Raw genomic sequence first — 16,684 nt, forward strand, 5'->3', positions numbered from 1 at the left:
CTTCTTCTTTTTTATGAGCGAACAGCCAGACTAACATTTTCAACCGCTTCAAGATAGGACTTGTCATTCCAAGATAAGCAATCGTAGTGTTTATGGTCCGTGGTTTCAAGTATAGTAAGGCTAGCATTGTCTAGACCACCGACTTGGCGTAATTCGCCAATACGATAGCCAAGTAAAGAACGTATAGAAGCAGTGAGATTGGCACCGTGTCCCACAATAAGGACATTTTCATAGGGTGTATCTGCCAGCGATTGGACGAATTGGCGGACACGCTTGGTTGTGTCATAAGGGGTTTCTGCTTCGAAATACCCAGCATGAAAGGCAGCTAGATTGTGACGAAAAGCAAGCATTTCACGGGGATAAATAGCTGTAATCACAGCTATTTTTTGACCTTCTAGCTTTCCTAGTGCCCATTCCCGCAGAGCTTTAGTAGTTGTTAGTGGTGAGAGGTAGTTATTTTCTGCCATGATGATTTGAGCACTTGTATAAGCACGCTTTAGATCACTAGAAAAGACCGCATCAAAGTGTGTATCTTTTAAAAATTGACCTAAGGCGATGAGTTCTTCTTTTGCCTCATAGAGAAGAGGTGAATCTCCCCCAGCTCCTTGAAAACGTCCTTCTAAGTTCCATTGTGTTTTTCCGTGTCTCACAAAGTAGAGTTTCATAAATCATCTCCTTTTATCCTTAATTGTCTTGTAAATCAGCAAATTCAGCTTGAACAAAATCAGCTAACAGACTAGCTTTAATCCCAATAGAGCGCCCTATCTCTCCTGCTGAGACGATGATATAGTCTTTTTGAAGTGCTTGGTTGTCGATATAGATGGGAAAGGCGTGCCTTTGACGAATCCCAACAGGATTGTTAGCCCCGTGGATGTAGCCTGTTGTTTTTTGAAGGTCTTTTTGAGGAATCATTGTGACCTTTTTATTACCAGAAACTTTGGCAAGCTTTTTCTCAGAGAGATGTTCTGTGATAGGGACGATACCAATGATAGGGCCTGTCTTATCCCCTGATAGGGCTAAGGTCTTATAGATATCTTCTTTTTGGATATGCTCAGGCAAGTCTCCTTCTAAGGCATTAAGACTAAGACTGTCATGGGTGATATTAGCCTTGTCTAAAATTTGGTCAACCAAGGTTTTTTTAAGTTTATGACGTTTTGACATGATAGAATCCTTTCCTTACTAATGAGTGTAAAAACAGCGCGTTCCTAAAAGGAGCACGCTTACTTTTTACGAGAGATTTTACCAAAGAGTGCTTCGTAGGTTTTCTTTTGGTCTTGAGTCACTGCGATTTGATTGAGATCTAGGACATTATTAAAACCAGGAAGGACGCCTTGAGACGTATATTGGTGAAGATGATAGGCAAGATCTGTATTTGGCGCTGCCTCATAATAGCCAGAATCACTACCATAAGTTGGAATCCAAATAGCATCAAAGCCATCTACTGAGATATCTTGCTCACTCATAAAGTAGGTTCCGATATAGATACCGACCTTTTTAGCACCTAACTTTTTGAGCTCATCTAGGAATGCCTGTACCCCCTTATTCATGTCAGACATGGTTTCTTCCTCTACATCAACCCAGTAAAACGTAGGCTTGTAGGGAGCTGCATTTTCGTAAAAAGTTTTAGCTTCAGCCCTCATTTCTTTTTCACTTTTTCCAAGTGCATAGCTGTAAACGGCAACAGGAACGTCACGTTTTTGAAATTCGGTAATATGTTGTTTGTATGCTTTATCGATGCCAGTGGTGTAGGCGGCATTATTGGTACTTGTGATTTGTGAGCCACCATATACTCTGACGATAGCCCCAGAGATGTTATTAGATAAGGTATCATAGTCAATCTCACTGGGACGTTGCCATCCAGAGACATCAATAATGGGTTTTAGAATAAATTCGTCTTGTTCAGTGGTGCTGCTAGATGTTTTACTAGTGCTACTAGAGATAGTAGGGATTGTTTTTGACGCGGCTTCGAGTTGTTTTTGATAAGAGCGCTCCATCAACAAGCGGCTCATTAGCAGAAGTCCACACAAAATACCTAGAAAGACATAGACCACAATAGGCTTAATTCTTCTTCTCATTTGATTTTATTCTACCGTAAAATGCCTAAAATAGCAATGTTTACAACTTATAAGCCTTGTTTTTAGGCTATTTTTTGTTAAAAATAGCTTTTTTCCTATGTAATAATCGTTTTTAGCCACATATATGATATTATTATGAGATTATCTATCAATAAGGTACTTACTTTTTGAAAAGAAAACGTTTTCTTTACTGTTTTAAGCTGTTTTAAGGTATAATGGTGGTATGACAAATAGACATTCTCTAGATGCTTTGACACGCATTGCTTTATTATCAAGCTTGTGTGTAGTCTTACGTTATGCCTTTGCTGCTTTTCCCAATATCAAGCCTATCACAGCTCTTTTTTTGATTTGTTGTGTTGTCCTCAACTTTTCAGAAGGGCTTTTGATTATGACGATTAGCATGTTGGTCTCTTCGTTTTTATTTGGCTTTGGTCCTTGGGTCATTTGGCAAATTATATCATTTACAGTGATTATGCTTTTGTGGCGCTATCTGTTGTATCCTATCACAAAGAGCCTGCTCTTATCAGATAAGTTTTTACTCTTTTTACAGGCCTTTATAGCAGGTTTGTTGAGTATCTTATATGGGATGACTAGCGATACGATTTATGCCTTTATCTACCAAATTCCTTGGTGGACCTATGTCTTGGCTGGAGCGAGTTTTAATTTGCTTCATGCCGTTTCCACAGCTATTTTTTATAGCTTATTGATGCCGATTTTAAAGGAGGTTTTTAGCAAATGAAACGCTATGCTAAATATATTTTTCTAACACTATTGTCTGTTGTATTGGTGGCTTGTTCCAATACAACAACTACTAACACATCTCAATCGAGTGAGCAAGCGGGAAAAGTAGAGCTTGTGGTTAAAGAAGATAGTAACACTTTAGATGAGACAGTGACCTTTTCAGACGGTGAGACTGTTCTTGATGTCTTAAAAGACAATTACAAAGTTGAAGAAAAGAGTGGTTTTATTACAGCTATTGATGGTATTAGCCAAGATGAGGCGGCCGGCAAATACTGGATGTTTAAGGTCAATGACAAGGTAGCTGATAAAGCAGCTAATCAAATCAAAGTCAAAGACGGAGACAAGATAGAGTTTTATCAAGAAGTTTATAGTAATTAAAAAGAAGCCTAAGGGCTTCTTTTTAATAGCTTTTAGATAGCTTGACTGTAGGCAATGATGGTATCAACTGTATCACTTAAAAAGGCAATGGTGTCACGTAGTGGTTTATCAGTAGAGATGTCAGCTCCGATAATTTTAGCGGTTTCAAGAGGTGTTTTACTACCACCAGATTTTAGAAAATCAAGCCAAGCCTTAGCCCCATCAGGGTTTTGTTTGAGATTAAGGTAACCAGCTGTGGCGATAACTAAACCAGCTGAGTAAGTATAACTATATAACCCCATGTAATAGTGGCTTTGGCGCATCCAAGTAAGAGCAGCGTCATCATCAATGACAAGCGCATCTCCCCAGAAATCAGTTAAAACGTCTTTCATGATAGCATTTAGCTGCTCAGCACCAAAGGTTCCTCCTTCTTCGATGAGTGTATAAACGCGACGTTGAAAGGCAGCTTCAAGTAAATGCGTGATAAAGTTATGGAAATAAGTGTCCGTCAAACGATGGGCAAGCGCAAAGCGTTTTTGGCGAGGTGTATCAAACATATGCTCTAAATAATCGCTTAACAGTAACTCATTGAAGGTAGAAGGGGCTTCGACATAGTAAGTGGACATATGAGTATTAAAGATGCTTTGGTGATTGTCTGAAAAGATGAATTGACCAGAATGTCCAATTTCATGAATCAGTGTGTAAACATCACTCATACGACCTGTCCAGCTCATCAGCACATAAGGATGCACTTTGTACGGGTCAGCTGCATAGCCTCCAGAGTCTTTATTGGCATTGGCAGCAAAGTCAACCCAGCGCTCCCTTTGGTAGCGCTCGACTTCTTGACTATATTCTGGGCCAAGGCTTGAGACGGATTTCATGACTAAATCATAAGCTTCCTCGATAGTGACTTGAGGATTGAGCTCTGGGTCGATGTCAAGTTTCCAATCGGCAAAGGTCATCTTGTCAATCTGATTGACACTAGCGACGTGTTTGATAAATTTCCTAGCGACTGGGGCAAATTCTGTCATAATAAGGTCAATCTGACGATCAAAGAAGCTCCGATCAACTTCTTGTTCTGCTAGTAAGTAATCAAATACGGAATCATAACCATAGAGGTCGGCAAGGACTTTTTCTGACTTGACCTTGGCTAGATAAGCACTAGCTGCTGCGTGTTGATGCTGTCTTAAACCAGCTGAAAAAGAGCGAAAAGCTTTTTCTCTGACTAGCTTATCATCATGATTTTGGTAGAAATTTTCATAGGTGACAAAAGAATTGGGATATGTTTTGCTATTAGCCTCAAAGTCCTCCATATGAAAGTCTCCAGCACGCATCTTGGTGTAGATGTCATAAGGAGCGCTTAGGACGTCACGTAGGTTTGTTAGGGCTTTTTCGACCTTAGGATCAAGGCTGTGTTTTTTACGAATCTTAGCCAAACGAATCTCTGCGCTAAAGTGAGGGTTAGCCTCTAGACTATCTAAGATACTGTCATCAGCTTGAGAGAGGGCTGTGGTAAAAAAGCTAAGGTCGCTACTGGCTTTGGTCATGAAGTTACTGCCTGCTTGTGCGATTTGGGCAAATTCTTGATTGCTAAAATCCGTCGTTTGAGGCATAAAAGCGTAGGTGTCGATATGACTCATCTGGATATAAATTTGCTCAAGTTCTAATAAAGCTGCTGTAAAATCATCGACGGTATGGAGGTTGTGCTGATAATTGCGTTTGAATTGGTCAATGTCCTCTTTAGCCTTTTCAATGGCTAAGAGAAAGTCTTCTCTATCCTTGTAGAGGGCCGATAAATCCCAGAGTTCATGCTCGGGAAAGCTAGAGCGTTCTTTAAGTTCCATAAAAGTCTCCTTACCTTATATGATAATAGTGTACTAGCCTAGTATAGCATAAAATCAAGAAATACAGGGAAAAAGACAGCAACTGTCAGAATATTTGTAAAAATAGGAGAGCTTTTTCAGAAAATGAGTTTACTTTTAGCCTTAAAAAGAGTATCATAGAAGCTATATAAGTCTCTGTTATGAAGCAGTGGACCAGCTCATGAGAGGAAGTGAAATCTGTGACCATCAAAAAACTAGAGAGCAGTAGCAGTAAAGGGCATATCACCGAGGAGGTGGCAATTTTAAAAGAGCTTTTGGACGAGACTACACAGCAGTTAGTCGGGGAGAGCGCTTTTGCCACCATTCAACAATTAGTGGCGCTATCAGCATCTGATCAGTATGTCGAACTAGAGAAGTTGGTGGCTACCTTAAGTAACGAAGATATGGTTATTGTAGCACGCTATTTCTCTATTTTGCCATTATTGATCAATATCTCAGAGGATGTCGATCTTGCTTATAAGGTCAATTATGCTAATAATACACAGCTAGATTATCTAGGTAAGCTATCAACGACTATTGATACGGTGAGTCGTAAAGAAGATGCTAAAGCGATTTTAGAAAATGTCAATGTTGTGCCTGTTTTGACAGCGCATCCGACACAGGTTCAACGTAAGACAGTCTTAGAGTTGACGACAAAAATCCATAATTTATTACGTAAATATCGTGACGTTGAGGCGGGTATTGTCAATAAAGATAAGTGGTTAGAGGAACTTCGCAGTTACGTTGAGATTATTATGCAGACGGATATTATTCGTGAGCGTAAACTCAAGGTCAAAAATGAAATCACAAATGTCATGGAATACTACAATGTTTCCTTGATTAAGGCGATTACAAAATTAACCAGTCAGTATAAACATTTGGCTACAAGCTATGGCATTGAGCTTGATAATCCCAAGCCAATCACTATGGGGATGTGGATTGGTGGTGACCGCGATGGCAATCCTTACGTGACAGCTGATACCCTTAAGATGTCAGCCACAGTTCAAAGTGAGGTGATCTTAAACTACTACATTGAAAAGTTGACAGAGCTGTATCGCACGTTTTCATTGTCCACTACTTTGGCTAAAACCACGCCAGAGCTAAGAGCGCTAGCAGAGCAATCTAGTGATACTTCTATTTATCGTGAGCACGAGCCTTATCGAAAAGCCTTTAATTATATCCAATCTAAGGTTATCCAGACCTTGATTGACCTAAAAACGGATGGTCTGCCTAAGCGTACCAGTAGTCTTAATGACGTCTATACAAGCACAACCAATGCTAGTGTTGTTGCCCGCTATATCCAAGGCAAAGTGGTAGATGTCGCCTCTGAAATTACTAAGGAAAATGCACCGAGCTATGCCACGGCTAAAGCGTTTAAGGACGATCTGCTGATTGTTAAGGAATCATTGGAGCTAAATGGTGAGCATGCTTTGATAAAAGGTGATTTTGAAGAGCTACTTCAAGCTGTTGATGTCTTTGGATTTTATCTCGCTAGTATTGATATGCGTCAAGACTCTAGCGTACATGAAGCTTGTGTTGCTGAACTATTAAAATCGGCTAATATTGTGGATAATTATAGTGATTTATCCGAAGAAGAAAAGTGTCAGGTACTTTTGACAGAATTGTTAGAAGACCCTAGACCACTGTCATCGACTCATGCGCCTAAGTCAGAGTTGTTGGAAAAAGAATTAGCGATTTTTAAAGCGGCTAGAGAACTAAAAGACCGTCTAGGTGATGATGTCATCAAGCAGCATATTATTTCACACACAGAAAGTGTGTCTGATATGTTTGAGTTGGCTATTATGTTAAAAGAAGTCGGTTTGGTGGATAAAGATTCTTCTCGCATTCAGATTGTTCCTCTGTTTGAAACCATTGAGGATTTGGACAATTCTAGGCTTATCATGACTCGGTATCTTGGTTATGATATTGTTCAAAAATGGATTAAAGCCAATAACCAGTATCAAGAAATTATGCTTGGTTATTCTGATTCTAATAAAGACGGCGGTTATTTGGCATCTGGCTGGACACTTTATAAAGCTCAAAATGATCTAACTAAGATTGGTGAGACTTATGGTGTTAATATCACCTTCTTTCATGGACGTGGTGGAACAGTTGGACGTGGTGGAGGTCCATCTTATGAAGCGATTACCTCTCAGCCCTTTGGCTCCATTAAAGATCGCATTCGCTTGACAGAGCAAGGTGAGATTATCGAAAATAAATACGGTAATAAAGATGCCGCTTACTATAATCTTGAAATGTTGATTTCAGCGTCTATTAACCGTATGGTCACACAACTGTTGACCAATCCTGATGAACTAGAGGATTTTCGTAAGGTTATGGATAGTATCGTCGAAGATAGCAATAAAATCTATCGTGACCTTGTCTTTGGTAACCCACATTTTTATGATTACTTCTTTGAAGCTAGTCCTATCAAAGAAGTCTCTAGTCTTAATATCGGCTCTCGTCCAGCAGCACGTAAGACCATTACCGAGATTTCTGGCTTGCGTGCCATTCCATGGGTCTTTTCATGGTCGCAAAACCGTATTATGTTCCCAGGTTGGTACGGTGTTGGATCAGCTTTCAAGCATTTTATTGACCAAGACCCTAGCCATTTAGCCAAATTGCAACATATGTATAAGACGTGGCCTTTCTTTAATTCTCTATTGTCCAATGTAGATATGGTCTTATCAAAGTCTAACATGAATATCGCCTTTCAATATGCACAATTAGCAAAAGAAGAGGCAACTAGAGATGTCTTTAATATTATCTTAGATGAGTGGCAATTAACAAAGAATATGATTTTGGCTATCGAAGATCATGATGAACTCTTAGTTGAGACTCCTAGCTTGCGTGCTAGTCTTGATTATCGACTGCCTTACTTTAATGTCTTGAATTATGTCCAAATTGAGCTAATTAAGCGTCTGCGTAATGACCAGTTGGATGAGGATTACGAAAAACTCATTCATATCACTATCAATGGTATTGCCACAGGGCTCCGTAATTCAGGTTAGTCAAGGGTCGCAACAGCTGTTGCGACTTTTTACGTTGTCTTTGTCCTTTTACAAGATTTTGTAAAGATGATATAATGAAACCAATAATTTTTTGAACAAACGAGGCTTTTATGAAAATCGATAAACGGCATTTGCTGAATTATTCTATCCTCATTCCTTATCTGATTTTATCCGTTTTAGGATTGATTATCATCTACTCAACGACAAGTGCCACCTTAGTAAGTAATGGGCTTAACCCTTTTCGCTCAGTGCTAAATCAAGGTATGTTTTGGGCAGTCAGTCTTATTGGGATTACCTTTATTTATAAGCTAAGGTTGACCTTTTTAAAAAAGAGACGTGTTCTTTTAGCAGCGGTTTACTTTGAGATGTTTTTGCTCTTTATTGCACGCTTTTTTACACAGACCGTAAATGGAGCTCACGGCTGGATTGTCATTGGTCCGATTAGCTTTCAGCCAGCAGAGTACCTAAAGATTATTATCGTCTGGTTTTTAGCTTTTACCTTTGCTAATAAAGAAAAAATGATAGCGACTTATGATTATCAAGCTCTGACTAAGCGGCGTTGGCTACCAAGACAAGTCTCAGACCTCAATGATTGGCGTTTTTACTGCCTTATTCTTGTTGGGATGGTAGCTATTCAACCTGACTTAGGAAATGCAGCGATCATTGTTTTGACAGGGGTTATCATGTTTTCAGTCAGTGGTATTGGCTATCGCTGGTTTTCTGGATTATTAGCCACTATTGTGACCGTATCAGCAGCCTTTTTGGGTTTGATTGCTGTGGTGGGGGTCGATACTATGGCCAAGGTACCTGTCTTTGGTTATGTCGCAAAGCGTTTTAGAGCCTTTTACAATCCCTTTACAGACTTGACAGATTCAGGACATCAGCTTGCCAATTCCTACTATGCGATGAGTAATGGTGGCTGGTTTGGGCTTGGTTTGGGAAATTCTATTGAAAAGCGTGGCTACCTTCCTGAAGCGACGACAGACTTTGTCTTTTCGATTGTTATAGAGGAGTTAGGACTCATTGGTGCATCGCTTATTTTAGCACTTGTTTTCTTTTTAATTTTACGTATTTTACACGTCGGTATTAAAGCCAAGGATTCTTTTAATGCAATGATGGCTCTTGGGATTGGCGGGATGCTTTTGATGCAAGTGTTTGTCAATATTGGTGGTATCTCAGGCTTAATCCCCTCAACAGGGGTCACCTTTCCTTTCTTATCTCAAGGGGGAAATAGTTTATTAGTCTTATCAGTAGCTGTGGGTATTGTCTTAAATATCGATGCTAGTGAGCGCCGTGAAAGCTTATTTAAAGAAGCACGTGAAGAAGTAGCTAACCAAGAAGAACGAGATGATGATAAAATCATCACTCTCCATTCCTGATAAAGACCCCCTTAGGGGTTCTTTTTGTTAGATTCTATCTTTAGAAGCAGTAATTTTTTGAAAAAGCGGGGGTTAAGGCTTGCAATTCTAGCGTAATTTGTTAAAATAGTAGGGTAAAGTTAGACTGTATTGCCTACCGTCTATCTATAAAATATATTTTATTGGAGGCTTTTCCTAAATGGCAAAAGAAAAATACGATCGTAGTAAACCACACGTTAACATTGGTACAATTGGACACGTTGACCACGGTAAAACTACTTTGACTGCTGCAATTACAACAGTTCTTGCACGTCGTCTTCCATCTTCAGTTAACCAACCACAAGATTACGCTGCAATCGACGCTGCTCCAGAAGAACGCGAACGCGGTATCACAATCAACACTGCACACGTTGAGTATGAAACTGAAAAACGTCACTACGCTCACATCGATGCGCCAGGACACGCGGACTACGTTAAAAACATGATCACTGGTGCCGCTCAAATGGACGGTGCTATCCTTGTAGTAGCATCTACTGATGGACCAATGCCACAAACTCGTGAGCACATCCTTCTTTCACGCCAAGTTGGTGTTAAACACTTGATCGTCTTCATGAACAAAGTTGACTTGGTTGACGATGAAGAATTGCTTGAATTGGTTGAAATGGAAATCCGTGACCTTCTTTCAGAATACGATTTCCCAGGTGATGACCTTCCAGTTATCCAAGGTTCAGCTCTTAAAGCTCTTGAAGGTGACGAAGCGTACGAAGATATCATCATGGAATTGATGAACACTGTTGATGAGTACATTCCAGAACCAGAACGTGATACTGACAAACCACTTCTTCTTCCAGTCGAAGATGTATTCTCAATCACTGGACGTGGTACAGTTGCTTCAGGACGTATCGACCGTGGTACAGTTCGTGTCAACGATGAAGTTGAAATTGTTGGTATCAAAGACGAAATCCAAAAAGCAGTTGTTACTGGTGTTGAAATGTTCCGTAAACAACTTGACGAAGGTCTTGCAGGAGACAACGTTGGTGTGCTTCTTCGTGGTATCCAACGTGATGAAATCGAACGTGGTCAAGTATTGGCTGCACCAGGTTCTATCAAACCTCACACTAAATTCAAAGGTGAAGTTTACATCCTTACTAAAGAAGAAGGTGGACGTCACACTCCATTCTTCAACAACTACCGTCCACAATTCTACTTCCGTACAACTGACGTAACTGGTTCAATCGAATTGCCAGCAGGTACTGAAATGGTTATGCCTGGTGATAACGTGACTATCGACGTTGAATTGATCCACCCAATCGCCGTTGAACAAGGTACTACTTTCTCTATCCGTGAAGGTGGACGTACTGTTGGTTCAGGTATCGTATCTGAAATCGAAGCTTAAGAAATTAAGTTCCCAAATAACAATTATAGTCAGACAACCATAATTGTAAGCGAGCGTTAAGCTCGCTTTTTTAGTGCACAAAATAAAAAAGCCTTAGTCAAGGCTAGATAGTAAAAATTAAAATGATAAGAACGAGGTAAAAGATAAAGCTGAGCAAAAACCCAACACGCCAAAAAAGTTTTAAAAAACGTTTGTAGCTAAAGCGTTGATGTTTGATGATTAAAAATAGGCTAATGCTGATAGCTAGTATAGCAAGTAAAATAAGGAGATAAGGAAGTACTGCCTGATTCAAAAATTTATCTGAAATGAGCATAATTTCTAGAAGATAGAGTGGAAAAGCAATATCAGTTAATAGCAACTTGATACGATCAAGTGCCAACAATTTCACAACAATAGATGAAAAAATAGGGGTTAAGATAAGTAGTAATATCGCGATTAGTTTATACATCATAGATCTATTGTAGCTTTTTAGCGGTCACTTGTAAACTTTTTTAAGTAAAATCCTTGATTTATCTTCTAAATAGGGTATAATAGTAAGGTATGCTATGGCATATCTGTGGGAGGTAAAAATCTACAATTACCGAAAGAACCACAACAGGAGGACATTTAAAATGGCTAAAAAAGTCGAAAAAGTTGTTAAACTTCAAATTCCTGCTGGTAAAGCGACACCAGCTCCACCAGTCGGACCAGCTCTTGGTCAAGCAGGAATCAACATCATGGGATTCACAAAAGAATTTAACGCTCGTACAGCTGATCAAGCTGGTATGATTATCCCAGTTGTTATCTCAGTATATGAAGACAAATCATTTGATTTTGTGACAAAAACTCCGCCAGCTGCTGTTCTTTTGAAAAAGGCTGCAGGTGTTGAAAAAGGTTCAGGTGAACCAAACAAAACTAAAGTTGCTAGCGTGACACGTGCACAAGTACAAGAAATCGCTGAAACTAAAATGCCTGACTTAAACGCAGCAAGCATCGAGTCTGCAATGCGTATGATTGAAGGTACTGCTCGTTCAATGGGATTCACTGTTGTTGACTAAAGAACCCCACTAAACCCGCAAGACTTCATCAACATCTGATGAGTGACGTGGGAGATTTAGCTAAATCGTTAGACCACATTACAAGGAGAAATTTATAATGGCTAAAAAAAGTAAAAACTTGCGTGCTGCTCTTGAAAAAATCGACAGCACAAAAGCTTACAGCGTAGAAGAAGCTGTAGCACTTGCAAAAGAAACTAACTTTGCAAAATTTGATGCAACTGTTGAAGTTGCTTACAACTTAAACATTGATGTTAAAAAAGCTGACCAACAAATCCGTGGTGCAATGGTATTGCCAAACGGTACTGGTAAAACATCTCGTGTACTTGTATTTGCACGCGGTGCTAAAGCTGAAGAAGCTAAAGCTGCAGGTGCTGATTTTGTCGGTGAAGATGACTTGGTTGCTAAAATCAATGGTGGATGGCTTGATTTTGATGTTGTTATCGCAACACCAGATATGATGGCTATCGTTGGACGTCTTGGACGTGTCCTTGGACCACGTAACTTGATGCCAAACCCTAAGACTGGTACTGTAACAATGGATGTTGCTAAAGCAGTTGAAGAGTCTAAAGGTGGTAAAATCACTTACCGTGCTGATAAAGCAGGTAACGTACAAGCTCTTATCGGTAAAGTATCATTTGACACAGATAAATTGGTTGAAAACTTCAAAGCTTTCAACGATGTTATCGTTAAAGCAAAACCAGCTACAACTAAAGGAACTTACATCACAAACTTGTCTATCACAACAACACAAGGTGTTGGTATCAAAGTTGATCCAAGTTCTCTATAAGTCTAAAAGCTCTGTTTATCAGAGCTTTTTAGCTTGTTTTAGCTAGCTTTTTGACTGACTTGATGATAAACTAATAGTAAGATTAAAAGAGGATAATACTATGAAAGAATTTGAAGCATTTAAAAAAACCTTGTCGCAAGAGAGTCTATCTTCTATCTACAATGAGACAAAGCAAGAAGTCGCAGAGGATTATTTAGAAGGTACAGAAGCGTTTTCAGTTGCTCTAGCTAGTCAAATGGCTGTTAATCTACTAGAACGTTATCAAAACTGGCTAAAGGAAAAATAACCTAGCTCTCTCTAAAAAAAGTAGCTCCTAAGACTAGGAGATTACCCCTAAATATGATAAAATAAATAGGATAAAACAAGGGAGAGAAAAAATGGTTGAACCAAAATATCATCGTATTTTGATTAAATTATCAGGTGAAGCTTTGGCTGGTGACAAGGGTGTTGGTATTGATTTACCAACCGTTCAAGCTATGGCAAGGGAGATTGCAGAAGTTCACCAATCAGGCGTGCAGATTGCTCTAGTTATCGGTGGGGGCAATCTCTGGCGAGGTGAACCAGCGGCGCAGGCTGGTATGGACCGTGTCCAAGCTGACTATACAGGCATGCTTGGTACTGTGATGAATGCCTTGGTAATGGCAGATAGCCTTCAGCAATATGGTGTCGATACACGTGTGCAGACTGCCATTCCGATGCAAAATGTTGCAGAGCCTTATATTCGAGGACGTGCCCTGCGTCATCTCGAAAAAAATCGTATTGTTGTTTTTGGAGCTGGTATAGGATCTCCGTATTTTTCAACGGATACAACAGCCGCTCTTCGTGCAGCTGAGATTGAAGCAGAAGCTATTTTGATGGCTAAAAATGGCGTAGATGGTGTCTATAATGCAGACCCTAAAAAAGATGCTAATGCGATTAAATTTGACGAATTGACGCATGTGGAAGTGATTAAGCGTGGCCTTAAGATTATGGATGCTACTGCGTCAACGCTCTCTATGGACAATGATATTGACCTTGTTGTCTTTAATATGAATGAGTCTGGTAATATCAAACGTGTTGTTTTTGGTGAGCAAATCGGTACAACCGTTTCAAATAAAGTATCTGAGGAGTAAATTATGGCAAACCCTATTATTGATAAAGCAAATGAGCGTTTTGAGCAATCACATCATTCTCTAGCCCGTGAATTTGCAAGTATTCGTGCTGGACGTGCAAATGCGTCTTTATTAGACCGTATTGAAGTGGAGTATTATGGTGCCCCAACTCCTCTTAACCAACTGGCTTCTATCACTGTGCCAGAGGCTCGTGTATTGTTGATTTCACCGTTTGATAAAGGTTCTATCAAAGATATTGAGCGTGCTATCAATGAGTCTGATCTTGGTATCAATCCTGCTAATGATGGCTCAGTTATTCGTTTGGTTATCCCAGCCTTGACTGAGGAGACACGTAAGGAATTGGCTAAGGATGTTAAAAAAGTGGGTGAAAATGCTAAAATTGCTATCCGTAATATCCGTCGTGATGCTATGGATGAAGCTAAAAAGCAAGAAAAAGCCAAAGAAATCACAGAAGACGAATTGAAAAAGCTTGAAAAGGATATTCAAGCGGCGACTGATGTTGCTGTTAAGCATATCGATACAATGACAGCTAACAAAGAAAAAGAATTGTTAGAAGTTTAAGCTATGATAAAAAAGGAGGTGGATGATAAGCTCGCCAAGATGATGTGACTTATCATTGCCTTTTTTTAAATGATTTGAGGAGTTTACAATGGAAAATTTACTAGCAACGACTATCGTAGCAATGGTGACTGATGAGAATACATCTTATTACTTTGTACAAAAAGAAGGAATAACCTTTGCCTTAGATAAGGCAGAAGGAGAGTATGCTATTGGTGAGATGGTGGAGGGCTTTGCTTATGTGGATAAACATCAAAAACCACGTCTAACAACCCTTCCTCAAAAAGCGAGTCTTACTGATTATGGATGGGGAGTTGTGACGGAGGTACGTCGTGACCTGGGTGTTTTTGTTGATACTGGGCTACCTGATAAAGAAGTCGTCATCTCCTTAGATGTCTTACCTGACTTAAAGGAGCTATGGCCTAAAAAAGGAGATAAGCTTTATGTGCGCTATGAACTGGATAAAAAGGGACGTATGTGGGCTTATCCAGCGCCAGCAGAAGTCTTTCAACGCTTAGCACAGCCTGCTTATGACAATATGCACAATCAAAATTGGCCAGCTATTGTGTATCGACTCAAACTATCAGGGACCTTTGTTTACCTTCCTGAAAATAATATGCTTGGTTTTATTCACCCTAATGAGCGCTACACAGAGCCACGTTTGGGTCAAGTCCTTGATGTACGTGTCATTGGTTTTCGTGAGGTTGACCGTACGCTCAATCTCTCTTTGAAACCACGTTCTTATGAGATGCTTGAAAATGATGCGCAGATGATACTGACCTATCTAAGTGCCAATGGTGGTTTTATGACCTTAAATGACAAATCTTCTCCAGAAGAGATTAAAGCCACTTTTGGTATTTCTAAAGGACAGTTTAAAAAAGCTTTAGGTGGTTTGATGAAGGCAAAGAAAATCAAGCAAGATAGTCTTGGGACAGAATTGTTAGAAGCGAGACCATCTCAAGATTAAAAAGAGGTTAGGGTTTTCCCTAACGCTCTTTTTTTGTTACAATAGAAAAAAGTACAGATGATGACGATGAGAGGAGTCTTAGGGATGAGAAAATCATTTTACACATGGCTGATGACACACCGCCATAGCAATGCAGACACAGCCCTAGCAAGATTAGCGGATTTGGTTTTTGAAGATGTAGCCTTTCCAAGACAAAGTCACGATTTTGAGACGATTAGCCGCTATTTAGAAGATAATGTCTATGGTAGCTTTAATCTAAGTGACTTTGATGCTATTTGGGATATGTATGAGTGGCATTGAGGCAGTTTAAATGGAAGATTTGGAGAAAACGTATGAGCTGATTTTGGACTTGGTGGCTGAGACCCTTCAAAAGGGAGAAAAGCTTCTTGTAAAGACGAGTATCGGTAAAAGGGGGTCCTTTTATATCGTCGTTTTACGCGATAGATATTATTATAAGGTCTTGCGTTTTAGTGATCACAAGGCTACTGTTCCCTACTTAGCGGTACCGACTATTGATTATAAAGGAAGTAACCGCCAGACGTTGCGAGCACGTATTGATAAGAGTTTAAATGAGTCTTGGACACGCTTTAGTTTTGAGAGTTATCAGGCTTTAAAAGTGATTGAGAAGTGGTCTGATAATCGAGTGCAGCTCTTTTACCAGGATGCCTATCGGCAAAGAACCTTTAAAAAGCGTACCTTTTACCTTAGAGAGGACTATGCTAGAGATAATAAGCGTGTTTATTTGTCTGAGTCAATCGCAAAAGAGCTTCGACGATTATTGGTGACAGGAGTTATCAATATTCGTCGGGAGTTAGCGAGTCGTGACCATCCTCTTTATATTACAGATTTATCGCAAGCTTTTTTAAATACGTTTGAGAGGCTTTATGAAACAAGATGGAAAGAAAAAGAGCAACAAATGCTCTTTCGACTCCCTCATAGGGCTCACTTTGATGGGGATGTATGGACATTAGAGGCAAGGTCTGTTGTTGAGATGAGCTATCATTGTGATGTGGAGCGATTTTACCCATTACAAGAAATAGTCTATATGCCTTATCTTTCTGTGCAAAAGAGCTCTTTTCTAAAAAAACTCAAGCGCTTAGTAGGTCTTTTTAGGACTAAATTTCATAAAGCAGATCAGAAAGTCGTTGAGTCGGCTGGAGTTGACCAAGATTTATCGGCTTCAAAACAGCTAGCAAAACAAGATGACAAGCTCAAGCTTAAGAAAGCCAGTTTGCCACCAAGGACACAAGATATGAAGGCTAAAGCCATCAAAAAACGACATATGTTAGAGATAACAGGTGCTATGTCACAAGATTCTCTGGATAAACTGCAAGCCTTAAAAGACAGTTTTGACCAGTCAAAAGACTAGCTTAGCCTACACTTGTGACTTTTCAATCAGATTGAGAAAATGATATAATGAATG

The 16,684-nt window shown here is 39.6% G+C and carries 18 protein-coding genes; 13 read left to right on the plus strand and 5 right to left on the minus strand.

Annotated features, from left to right (window positions below; translation table 11 throughout):
* Positions 1-11: 11 nt before the first annotated feature.
* The 3 genes from ACLN19_RS00830 to ACLN19_RS00840 are packed head-to-tail and all read right to left on the minus strand — an operon-like array spanning position 12 to position 2,075.
* Entirely contained in the window at positions 12-665 is a 654-nt protein-coding gene (locus ACLN19_RS00830; RefSeq protein ID WP_413382048.1) for a histidine phosphatase family protein, read from the minus strand.
* A gap of 19 nt (positions 666-684) precedes the next feature.
* Complete coding sequence (locus ACLN19_RS00835) at positions 685-1,161, minus strand: aminoacyl-tRNA deacylase (protein ID WP_413382051.1); 477 nt, start codon at positions 1,159-1,161, stop codon at positions 685-687.
* A gap of 59 nt (positions 1,162-1,220) precedes the next feature.
* Positions 1,221-2,075 carry a glycoside hydrolase family 25 protein gene (locus ACLN19_RS00840; RefSeq protein WP_413382054.1) on the minus strand — a complete coding sequence of 285 codons (855 nt, stop codon included), beginning with the start codon at positions 2,073-2,075 and terminating at the stop codon, positions 1,221-1,223.
* Positions 2,076-2,298: 223 nt separating this feature from the next.
* Here ACLN19_RS00840 and ACLN19_RS00845 point away from each other — a divergent pair, with 223 nt between their 5' ends.
* Positions 2,299-2,814 carry an ECF transporter S component gene (locus ACLN19_RS00845; protein WP_413382057.1) on the plus strand — a complete coding sequence of 172 codons (516 nt, stop codon included), beginning with the start codon at positions 2,299-2,301 and terminating at the stop codon, positions 2,812-2,814.
* Positions 2,811-3,194 (plus strand): DUF4430 domain-containing protein, encoded by a 384-nt coding sequence (locus tag ACLN19_RS00850; protein WP_413382064.1) that lies wholly within the window; start codon positions 2,811-2,813, stop codon positions 3,192-3,194. Before ACLN19_RS00845 ends, ACLN19_RS00850 begins: the two co-directional genes overlap by 4 nt.
* A gap of 32 nt (positions 3,195-3,226) precedes the next feature.
* On the opposite strand, the gene pepF is transcribed toward ACLN19_RS00850, so the two are convergent.
* Complete coding sequence (gene pepF / locus ACLN19_RS00855) at positions 3,227-5,017, minus strand: oligoendopeptidase F (RefSeq protein WP_413382067.1); 1,791 nt, start codon at positions 5,015-5,017, stop codon at positions 3,227-3,229.
* A gap of 218 nt (positions 5,018-5,235) precedes the next feature.
* Between pepF and ppc the strand changes: the two genes are divergently transcribed.
* The 3 genes from ppc to tuf all read left to right on the plus strand — a co-directional run bounded on the left by ppc (position 5,236) and on the right by tuf (position 10,800).
* Positions 5,236-8,046, plus strand: a complete 2,811-nt coding sequence (gene ppc / locus ACLN19_RS00860) for a phosphoenolpyruvate carboxylase (RefSeq protein ID WP_413382070.1) — start codon at positions 5,236-5,238, stop codon at positions 8,044-8,046.
* A gap of 110 nt (positions 8,047-8,156) precedes the next feature.
* On the plus strand, positions 8,157-9,425 hold the full coding sequence (gene ftsW, locus ACLN19_RS00865; protein ID WP_413382073.1) for a cell division peptidoglycan polymerase FtsW: 1,269 nt from the start codon (positions 8,157-8,159) through the stop codon (positions 9,423-9,425).
* Positions 9,426-9,603: 178 nt separating this feature from the next.
* Positions 9,604-10,800 carry an elongation factor Tu gene (tuf, locus tag ACLN19_RS00870; RefSeq protein WP_413382075.1) on the plus strand — a complete coding sequence of 399 codons (1,197 nt, stop codon included), beginning with the start codon at positions 9,604-9,606 and terminating at the stop codon, positions 10,798-10,800.
* 103 nt (positions 10,801-10,903) lie between these two features.
* Here tuf and ACLN19_RS00875 read toward each other — a convergent pair whose 3' ends face one another.
* Positions 10,904-11,251, minus strand: a complete 348-nt coding sequence (locus ACLN19_RS00875; protein WP_413382078.1) for a DUF3397 family protein — start codon at positions 11,249-11,251, stop codon at positions 10,904-10,906.
* A gap of 160 nt (positions 11,252-11,411) precedes the next feature.
* Here ACLN19_RS00875 and rplK point away from each other — a divergent pair, with 160 nt between their 5' ends.
* From rplK to ACLN19_RS00915, 8 genes are all read left to right on the plus strand, one after another.
* Entirely contained in the window at positions 11,412-11,837 is a 426-nt protein-coding gene (rplK, locus tag ACLN19_RS00880) for a 50S ribosomal protein L11 (protein WP_413382081.1), read from the plus strand.
* A gap of 97 nt (positions 11,838-11,934) precedes the next feature.
* Positions 11,935-12,624, plus strand: a complete 690-nt coding sequence (gene rplA / locus ACLN19_RS00885; protein WP_413382084.1) for a 50S ribosomal protein L1 — start codon at positions 11,935-11,937, stop codon at positions 12,622-12,624.
* Between the two features lie 100 nt (positions 12,625-12,724).
* Positions 12,725-12,910, plus strand: coding sequence for a hypothetical protein (locus ACLN19_RS00890; protein WP_413382087.1), 186 nt, complete (start codon positions 12,725-12,727; stop codon positions 12,908-12,910).
* Positions 12,911-13,001: 91 nt separating this feature from the next.
* Positions 13,002-13,736, plus strand: a complete 735-nt coding sequence (gene pyrH, locus ACLN19_RS00895; protein ID WP_413382090.1) for a UMP kinase — start codon at positions 13,002-13,004, stop codon at positions 13,734-13,736.
* 3 nt (positions 13,737-13,739) lie between these two features.
* Positions 13,740-14,297 (plus strand): ribosome recycling factor, encoded by a 558-nt coding sequence (gene frr / locus ACLN19_RS00900; RefSeq protein ID WP_413382093.1) that lies wholly within the window; start codon positions 13,740-13,742, stop codon positions 14,295-14,297.
* An 88-nt stretch (positions 14,298-14,385) separates the two neighbouring features.
* Positions 14,386-15,261, plus strand: coding sequence for a CvfB family protein (locus ACLN19_RS00905; RefSeq protein WP_413382095.1), 876 nt, complete (start codon positions 14,386-14,388; stop codon positions 15,259-15,261).
* Positions 15,262-15,345: 84 nt separating this feature from the next.
* Positions 15,346-15,561, plus strand: a complete 216-nt coding sequence (locus ACLN19_RS00910) for a YozE family protein (protein WP_413382098.1) — start codon at positions 15,346-15,348, stop codon at positions 15,559-15,561.
* A 10-nt stretch (positions 15,562-15,571) separates the two neighbouring features.
* Positions 15,572-16,630, plus strand: a complete 1,059-nt coding sequence (locus tag ACLN19_RS00915) for a hypothetical protein (RefSeq protein WP_413382101.1) — start codon at positions 15,572-15,574, stop codon at positions 16,628-16,630.
* Positions 16,631-16,684: the final 54 nt, after the last annotated feature.

The organism is Streptococcus lishijunsis (assembly GCF_047290665.1).
Taxonomy (GTDB): Bacteria; Bacillota; Bacilli; order Lactobacillales; family Streptococcaceae; genus Streptococcus.